Annotated in this window: 6 protein-coding genes; 3 read left to right on the top strand and 3 right to left on the bottom strand. The window is 62.0% G+C overall.

The window, feature by feature from the left end; all coding sequences use genetic code 11:
* Together B3D39_RS12555 and dnaG are read right to left on the bottom strand one after the other, a co-directional pair.
* Positions 1 to 1,463, bottom strand: a 1,463-nt coding sequence (locus B3D39_RS12555) for a sigma-70 family RNA polymerase sigma factor (RefSeq protein ID WP_286789750.1), incomplete at its 3' end; no start/stop codon positions are given.
* Between the two features lie 182 nt (positions 1,464 to 1,645).
* A complete protein-coding gene (gene dnaG, locus B3D39_RS12550) occupies positions 1,646 to 3,625 on the bottom strand; it encodes a DNA primase (RefSeq protein ID WP_274962911.1) in 1,980 nt (659 codons plus the stop codon).
* Positions 3,626 to 4,001: 376 nt separating this feature from the next.
* On the opposite strand from dnaG, the gene B3D39_RS12545 reads away from it, so the two are divergent.
* From B3D39_RS12545 to B3D39_RS12535, 3 genes are read left to right on the top strand one after another with little or no spacing between them, the layout of a single operon-like run.
* Entirely contained in the window at positions 4,002 to 5,822 is a 1,821-nt protein-coding gene (locus B3D39_RS12545; RefSeq protein ID WP_274962910.1) for a TadE/TadG family type IV pilus assembly protein, read from the top strand.
* A gap of 16 nt (positions 5,823 to 5,838) precedes the next feature.
* Entirely contained in the window at positions 5,839 to 6,423 is a 585-nt protein-coding gene (locus B3D39_RS12540; protein ID WP_274962909.1) for a TadE/TadG family type IV pilus assembly protein, read from the top strand.
* 9 nt (positions 6,424 to 6,432) lie between these two features.
* Complete coding sequence (locus B3D39_RS12535) at positions 6,433 to 7,098, top strand: hypothetical protein (protein ID WP_286789749.1); 666 nt, start codon at positions 6,433 to 6,435, stop codon at positions 7,096 to 7,098.
* Between the two features lie 21 nt (positions 7,099 to 7,119).
* Here the strand turns inward: B3D39_RS12535 and B3D39_RS12530 are convergent, their stop codons facing one another.
* Positions 7,120 to 8,778, bottom strand: coding sequence for an NAD+ synthase (locus B3D39_RS12530; protein WP_274962907.1), 1,659 nt, complete (start codon positions 8,776 to 8,778; stop codon positions 7,120 to 7,122).
* Positions 8,779 to 9,078 lie beyond the last annotated feature (300 nt).

Genomic DNA, 9,078 nt, shown 5'->3' with positions numbered 1-9,078 from the left:
TAGGTCGAGAACTTGTAGCCGCGACGATACTCGAACTTATCCACGGCCTTCATGAGGCCTATATTGCCTTCCTGAATGAGGTCGAGGAATTGCAGGCCGCGGTTGGTGTATTTCTTCGCGATCGAGATCACGAGACGCAGGTTCGCCTCGACCATCTCTTTCTTGGCCTGACGGGCTTCTTTTTCGCCCTTCTGGACCTGCTGGACGATGCGGCGGAATTCGGAAATGTCGACGCCGACATACTGTCCGACCTGAGCCATCTCACCGCGCAGCTCTTCGACCTTGTCGGCGGAGCGCTCGAACAGGGACTGCCAAGCGCGGCCCGACTTCGCCTGCATCCGCTCGGACCAGCTGGGGTCCAGTTCGTAGCCGCGATACTCTTCGATGAACTCACGACGGTTGATGCGCGCCTGATCGGCGAGCTTCACCATGCCGCTGTCGATCGACATGATCTTGCGGTTGATGCCGTAGAGCTGGTCGATCAGCGCTTCGATCCGGTTGTTGTGCAGGTGAAGCGAGTTCACCAGCTCGACGATCTCGGAACGCAGTTTCTGATAGGCGGCTTCCTCGGTGACCGAGAAGGAGCCATCCTCGTTCAGCGTCGCCGACATCCGCAGGTCCTGCATTTCGGCAAGCTGAGCATAGTCGCGCGCGATCAGTTCGAGCGTCTCGAGAACACGCGGCTTCAGCGCGGCTTCCATCGCGGCGAGCGAAAGGTTCGCGCCTTCGTCCTCGTCGTCATCGTCGGATTGGATCGGGTTGCCGTCCGCGTCGAGCTCGGGCTCCGAATTGCCGCTATCCTCGGACTTCTTGCTGCCCTCGGTCGTCGCCTCGGCTCCGACGGTGGGCGGTGCGATCTCTTCTTCTTCGCCTTCGACCCCTTCGAGCGAGTTGCCGAAGGTGGTCTCGAGATCGATCACGTCGCGCAGAAGAATTTCTTCGTTGAGAAGTTCGTCGCGCCAGATCGTGATGGCCTGGAAGGTCAGCGGGCTCTCGCAGAGGCCCGCGATCATCGTGTTGCGGCCAGCCTCGATGCGCTTGGCGATCGCGATTTCGCCCTCGCGCGACAACAGCTCGACCGAACCCATCTCGCGCAGATACATCCGCACCGGGTCATCGGTACGATCGAGCGTTTCCGAGCTGGTGGTCGAGACCGCGACTTCGCGCGAACCCGAAGCCGTCGTCGCGACTTCGCCGCCCTGGCTGCTGCTTTCTTCCTCATCGGCCTCTTCGGCTTCGATGACGTTGATGCCCATTTCGGAGAGCATCGACATGACATCTTCGATCTGGTCCCCGGAGACCTGATCTTGCGGCATCACCTTGTTGAGCTGGTCATAGGTGATGAACCCGCGTTCCTTCGCCTCGGCGATCATCCGCTTCACGGCGGCCTGACTCATATCGAAGGACGTCGCGTCGTCGCTCGGAGTGTCGGATTTATTGTCGTCGATGTCTTTGGCGGCCATGTGGGCTCCTCGGTCAGGGCTTGGTTGGGCTCAAGCTATGACGAAAGCGAATCATATCTCGTCTGTGTATCGAATCGCGGCGGCGAATCACAGGGGCGCGAGGGCTGTGGACAGAAAGTTGATTCTGAATGTGTCCGCAACAATTCGCTTTTCCGTAATCCGTTGGCCCGCAGCCATCCGGCTCAATGTTTCTTACGCCAGATTTCCCCGTCGATCATGGCCTGAAGCGTTGCGGACAGCGCCGCTTGATCTTCGCCCATATCGGAGGAGTCCTCCAGTTTCGATCTCTCTGCACGATGGCGAAGCGATGCTGCTTGCGCCAGACGCCATGTCACGCCTTCGTCGGCAAGCCCCGCCAGATCCTCCATCGCATCGGCGACCTCTTCGCGCACGGCGCGAGCGGCGTCCAGCTTGGCCAGTTCCTCGGTCAGGCACATCCGCGCCAAATCGAGGTTCTCAGCGTTGCGAACCGGAGGGGCAGAGCGCAAATGGGGCAGGTTCAACAGTTTTTCAAGGTCGGCCGCCATTTCCGCGTAAAGGTTTTTCGCGATTTCCGGGGCGGGCGCGGCGACATGGGCGAGCATCCGGTGGCGCAGCTGATCATGCGTCGCGTCGCGCAGCGGCACGGCTTCCAGTTCCGCCTCGAATTCGGCGACCAGCGCCGGGTGGGTGACGCAGATGCCGAGGATCATCGCCTCGCGCAGATGCTCGGCCACGTCGCTCGGCGCGGTCGCCAGAAGCGAGGAGCGCGTCTCGGGCAAGGCTGGCGGCGGCGCACCGAAGCGGCCCTTGCCACGCTTGCCGCCGGGGCCGAAACCGCCCGGCGTGAAGCCCCCGCGGGATCCTTGCGCAGCGCCCTGTGGACCAGCCTGCGGACCGGTGCCGAACAGCTCCCAGCGCAGGCGTTTGATCTCGTCCCCGTAATGGCCGCGAATCGAGGGATCCTGAATGCGCGCAATCGCGGCGCGCAGGCTCTTGTCCAGGGCCGCCCGGCGCTCGGGACTGTCGAAGACTTTCCCCTCAGTCTCACGTTGCCACAGCAGCGAGACCATCGGCTTTGCCTCGGCGAGGATCGTCTCCATCGCCTCGCGGCCCTGCTTGCGGATCACGTCATCCGGGTCGAGCCCCGGCGGCATGATCGCGAAACGCACGCCCTTCCCCGCCTCCAGCAGCGGCAGCGCGAGATCGATCACCCGCAGCGCCGCACGCAGGCCCGCCGTGTCGCCATCGAGCGCGATGATCGGCTCGTCATGGATGCGCCACATCAGGCGCAGCTGATCCTCGGTAATCGCGGTGCCCAGCGGTGCGACCGCCCCGCCGAAGCCCCCTTCGACCATGGCGATCACATCCATATAGCCTTCGCAGACCACGAGCGGCGCGCCCTTGCCGCAGGCTTCGCGCGCGGGGCCATGGTTATAGAGCGAGCGTCCCTTATCGAAGAGCGCGGTCTCGGGCGAGTTGAGATATTTCGCCGGATCGTTCGGATCCATCGCGCGCCCGCCGAAGGCGATGCAGCGCCCGCGCGGATCGCGGATCGGGAAGATGATACGGTTGCGGAAGACGTCGAAGGGTTCGCGTCCCTTCTGGCTGTCCTTCGCAAGCCCCGCGCCCTTGATCAGTTCGTCGGAGATCCCCTTCGCCTTCAGCGCATCGCGCAGGCCTTGCCAGCCGGGCGGGGCAAAGCCGATCTCGAAGCGGTCCACGGCGGGTTTGTTCAGGCTGCGCCCGGCCAGATAGTCGCGCGCGGCGCTCCCGGCCTGCGTGTTCAGATGGAGGCGGAAATACTTCACCGCCTCTTCCATCACATTGGCCAGTTCGGTGCGCAGATCGGCTTTCTCCTGCGCCATCGGATCGCGCGCGGGCATCTGCATTCCGGCCTCGCGGGCGAGGATTTCCACCGCCTCCATGAAGCTCACATTCTCGGTCTCGCGCACGAAGCTCAGCGCGTCGCCCTTCGCGTGGCAGCCGAAGCAATAGTAATAGCCCTTGCGGTCATCGACATGGAACGAGGCCGATTTTTCCTGATGGAAGGGGCACGGCGCCCACATGTCGCCCTTGGCCTGGTTCGACTTGCGCATGTCCCAAATGACCTTGCGCCCCACGACCTGAGCGATCGAGGAACGGCTGCGCAATTCGTCGAGAAATCCGGGTGGCAGGCTCATGCTCTCTATATTGTCTCCATGCGCGGCAGAGTCGAGAGGACCCGCGGAGCTACCCACAGCTTTCGGCCTCGCGCGCGCCGAGAACTTCGCGTCAACCGAAGGTGAGAAATCCGCCCCTTGAGGCGAGTTAACCTAGTTTAAACGACTCAGTCTCCAAGACGGCACCCAGCGTCAGAAGCCCCTCAGATTGGTGGCCGATTGGGAAACTATCTCACACACACTGCGGCATTCCATATTTAAAGCACAACAATTCCATGAAGTTAGACAAGGTTTTGCCTTAATTTCGCCTCAGGAATTATGCAGTTTCATCCGGTGATTTTTTACGAGTTTTCTCCGCTGGCGGCGAGGCCATGGGACAAGGAGAAGGAGGTCGGGGATGAGGGACAAAACCGAACAAAACGGCTTGGCACGCCGTATCGAAGCCGCGCGCGCCCGAATGGGGCGGTTCGCGCAGGACGAGGATGGAGCGGTTTTCATCTTCAGCCTGCAGGTTTTGATCGTGCTGATGGTCATTGGCGGCATTGCGATTGATTTCGTCCGCCAAGACGAACGCCGTACGCTTATCCAAAGTTCGCTCGACCGAGCCGCGCTCGCCGCCGCCAATCTGGATCAGACGCTCGATCCCGCGACCGTGGCGAAAGACTACCTCTCCACCAGCGGCCTCGACTATCTCAATATCGAGCCCGTGGTCGAAGAGGGCCAGCAGAAGGAATACCGCCGCGTATCGATGACCGCGCAGGATGACATGCCCACGATCTTCGGTGACCTGATCGGCTTCGGCGTCAAATCCTTCCGCTCGAACACCCACGCCCAAGCCGAGGAATCCATCGGCAATGTCGAAATCTCAATGGTGCTCGATGTCTCCGGCTCCATGGGCCAGACGGATTCCGGCTCCTACTATGGCGAAACGAAGATCGCCTCGCTGCGCGATGCCGCGACGAATTTCACCAACAAGATGTTCGACAATGTTCAGCCGCCGGGCGCGCCTCCCGGACGCCTTTCGATCTCGATCGTGCCGTACAATCAGCAGGTCTCGCTCGGCCCGGCTCTGGCCTCGGTCTACAACCTTTCGTCCGATCACAGCTACAACACCTGCGCAGACGTGCAGCTTCAGGGGTTCAACAGCGTGAGCCTGCCGACCACCGGCCTGCAGCGCACCATGTATGGCTGGAGCTACGATTTTATCGGCCAGAACATGTATGTCCGGAAATACCTCAGCAACTCCGGCGAGAACTGCTACGATCACAGCTATTCCGACGTCATGGCCTTCGAGGACAACCAGAACGACGTCGTGAACAAGATTGCGTCGCTGCGTGCAGGCGGCGATACCGCGATCGACATCGGCGCCCGCTGGGGCTTCGCGCTGCTCGACCCTTCGGCCAAACCGGTCTCGGCCGCTCTGGTCCAAAACGGGACGATCTCCGCTGATGTGGACGACCGCCCCCTGCCCTATCCCGCGACCGGTCAGAGCATCGACGAACGCTCGATGAAGGTGATGATCCTGATGACCGACGGTCAGAACACACGCACCTTCTCGACGCGGATGCAGTATCGGACAGGCGATTCCGGCCTGTTCTCTGTCGACAGTTCGACGGCCTTCAATGACGACAGCACGACCATGTCGAAAATGTACTGGTTCTCGCAAGACCGCGCAGATCAGGGAGAGAAGTCCTACTACTCCTTCGCCGATCGCAACTGGTACGCACCGGAGGACATCGGCACCTACACGACCACGAGGGAATGCCACAAAGAGCTCAAATACAACTGGAGATACGGCTACTACTGGGACACTGTCTGCGAGGACGTGCCTCAGTTCGAGCATCGCGACCTGCATGCGATCGACTGGCGCACCGTCTGGAGCAAGGGATGGACGCTGCAATATGTGATCCAGACCTTCCTTCTGCCGCCGCGCCAGCGCCTAGACCCGCAAGAATCCGTGGCTTCGATCTACGACGAGATGGCGATTTCCTCGATGTTCTCGGAGAAGGACAAAAACCTGCACGACGTGTGCCAGGCCGGGAAAAGCAAGGATATCATCGTCTTCACCGTGGCCGTGGATGCGCCCCAGAGCGGCAAGACGGCGCTCGCGGATTGCAGCTCGGGTCCGAGCTATCAGTACGACGTAGACTCCGCCAATCTCGCGGATGCATTTTCCTCGATCGCGACGCAGATCTCTACCCTGCGCCTGACGAACTGACCGGAGAGCGCAGAGCATGGCACTGAGGCTGACACATAAACGAGCCTTCCTGAGGGCGGAGGACGGGGCGGTGACGATCCCCGCCCTGCTCTGGATCGTGTTCCTGATCTTCTTCATGTTCGCCGGGATCGAGCTGGGCGTGATCTTCATCAAGCAGACCCTGCTGACCCGCGCGACCGAAGCCACGAGCCGGATCATCCGTATCGGGAACTACTCCAGCATCGACGAGAAAACGCTGCGCCACGAAATCTGCAAACAGGCGGGCTTCTTCGGGAACACCTGCATGAACCGGGTTTCGGTCGAGATGTTCCAGGTCGACAAGACGAACTGGACCTCCTCGATCGCCAATCACCCGGTGCGCTGCGAGGATTTCTCGGACGTGACCAAGCCACCACCCGCCGGCACGCTGGAAGCCGCCGCCCCGGATCAACTGATCCTCGTGCGGGTCTGCCTACGCGAAAAGCCGATGCTGCTGGAAGATTTCATCGCGCAAGCCTTCCTCGAAGCATCGCCGGTCGGCGCAGATGGCGATTACGCCTTGGTGACAACGACCGCGATCGTGATCGAACCGGCGGTCGCCTCTGCTGCAGGAGGGACCTGAGCGATGGTCATGGCAAAGATGCGCAATGTGTTCCGCCGCTTCCGCGACGACGAGACCGGATCCATCCCGATCGAAGGGCTGATGGCCTTCATCATGCTGTCGGGCTGGCTGATCCTGTCGATCGAAATGTATGACGTGTTCAAAATTCGCGGCGCCGCGACACGGGCCAATGTAACGGTCTCGGACCTGATCTCGCGCGAACGGGACCCAATCGGTCCGAAATTCGTCGCAGGCATCAAACAGGTCTACGATTTTGCGACCGGCAATAGCGACCCGTCGCGTAGCTGGATGCGTGTGACCTTGGTAAGCTGTTGGGACGATCCGCAGGATTTGAACCACGCCTGCAACGATCCCACCGAAGGCAGCGACGCAAAAAAGGTGAAGCTGGACGATTCCTTTGCGACCGGTCTGGCGCAAAGCTACACGCAGGAGGCGCTCGATCTCGAGGCGGATCGCATTCCGGTCCTCGCGGCGGGCGATCAGGCGCTCATCGTGGAGACCTCCTACGCTTATGACCTCCCCTTCAAGCTTTCTGAAGCGTACAAGGCCTATCTGACGTCAATCGGCGAGGATCCGACCAAGCATTTCGTCGGCTTCCACGACGCGATCTCGTTCGACAATTTCATCGTCACCCGCCCCCGCGTCGCACGTCTGACGTGGAGCGACGCAAACTGAGCGGTAACTCGAACGCCGCGCTCAGCCGTGGTCGCGCCAGCGATTGACGATCGGATAACGGCGATCCAGCCAGAACGCCTTGCTCGACAGGCGCGTGCCCGGCGCGGACTGGTGACGTTTCCACTCCGAGATATACAACAGATGCTCGACCTTCTTGATCGTCTCGCGCTCGTAGCCTTCGGCCACGAGATCGGCGACCGAGGCGTCGCGCTCCACCAACCCCTCCAGGATGCCATCGAGCACCGGATAGGGCGGCAGGCTGTCCTCGTCCTTCTGGTCGGGCCGTAGCTCTGCCGAGGGCGGTTTGTCGATGATCTCGCGCGGGATCACCTCGCCTTCCGGGCCCTTCATCCAGTCGCGGTAATTGGCGTTACGCCAGCGGCAGGTCTCGAAAACGCGGGTCTTGTAGAGATCCTTGATCGGATTGTAACCGCCCGCCATGTCGCCATAGATCGTGGCATAGCCCACGGCCATCTCGGATTTGTTGCCGGTGGTCAGAAGCATCTCGCCGAACTTGTTCGACAGCGCCATCAGCATCACGCCGCGCAGGCGCGACTGGATGTTTTCCTCGGTCACGTCGGGCTCGGTGCCCTCCATCAGATGCGCGAGCGCATCCGAGACCGCATCGCGCGCCCCGTCGATCCGCACCGTGTCCAGACGCATCCCCTGACGCTTTGCCAGATCGGCCGCGTGATCGAGCGATCCCTGCGAGGTGTATTCCGAGGGCAGCATCACGCAATGCACGGCCTCCGGCCCCAGCGCATCCGCCGCAATCGTCGCGACCAGCGCGGAATCGATCCCGCCCGACAGGCCGAGCACGACCTTGGAGAAGCCCGACTTGCGCAGGTAATCGCCAAGGCTTTCGACCATCGCGCGGTAATCCTGCTCCCATTCCGAGGGCTGCGGATCGTCGCGGCCCGCAACGCAGGCCCAGCCCTCGTCGTCGCGCTCGAAATCGACATGGTCGATGATCTCGTCGAAGGGTGCAAATTGCGCAGCCAGTTGCCCGTGACGGTTCAGCACGAAGCTCGCCCCGTCGAAGACCTGATCGTCCTGACCACCGACCGAATTGAGATAGGCCAGCGGCAGCCCGGTTTCGACCACCCGCGCGACCATATGGGTCATCCGCACGTCGAGCTTGCCCCGGTGATAGGGAGAACCGTTCGGCACGATCAGAATCTCGGCCCCGGTCTCGGCCAGCGTCTCGGCCACATCCGGATGCCACGCATCCTCGCAGATCGGCGTCCCGACCCGCACGCCGTTGATCGCGTAGGGCCCCGAGATCTGACCGGTATCATAGATGCGATACTCGTCGAAAATCCCGTGATGCGGCAGATCGTGCTTGAGCATCCGCGCGACCAGCGCACCGTCTTTCCAGACCCAATAGGCGTTATACTGCCCCTGCTCGGTCCAGTAGGGCCCGCCGATGCCCAGCGCCGGACCATCGGTGATGCGCGCACCCAGCGCCTCCATCGCGGCGACCGCGTCGCGCACGAAAGCGGGCTTCGCGATCAGGTCCTGCGTCTGGTAGCCGGTCAGGAACATCTCGGGCAGCACAACCATATCGGCGCCCGCGCGCTTGCCCTCTTCCCAAGCGGCGAAGGCCTTCTCGGCATTGGCCTCCAGCGCGCCCACGGTGGGGTTGAGCTGGGCCATGGTGAGGCGGAAACGATCGGCCATAAGCGTCCTCGGGGCTGTTATCGCCCTCTCATTTAGCAGAAAACGCTGGGGTGAAAAGGGGATGGCTGCCCTGCATTTGCCGCCCCTCCCGTGACGCCCCTCAACGCGACCGCCCCGACACCGCCCCCTGCCCGCTTGTCAGGCTATCCCCGCGCAATTAACCTTTCCCCAAGCACGGCAGAGCGCGAATCCACGCGCTCGCGAGACCGGAGCACAGGCAGCACCATCAGGGGGCACGCATGGCAGGCGCGCAGCTTCGCATCGCGACATTGGCAGTTCTGATCGGATGCACCGCGCATA

The sequence above is a fragment of the Thioclava sp. UBA3469 genome, assembly GCF_002378135.1.
Lineage (GTDB): Bacteria > Pseudomonadota > Alphaproteobacteria > Rhodobacterales > Rhodobacteraceae > Thioclava > Thioclava sediminum.
The sequence above is the reverse complement of the archived record's forward strand: the minus strand, read 5'-3'. Positions and strand labels throughout refer to the sequence as shown.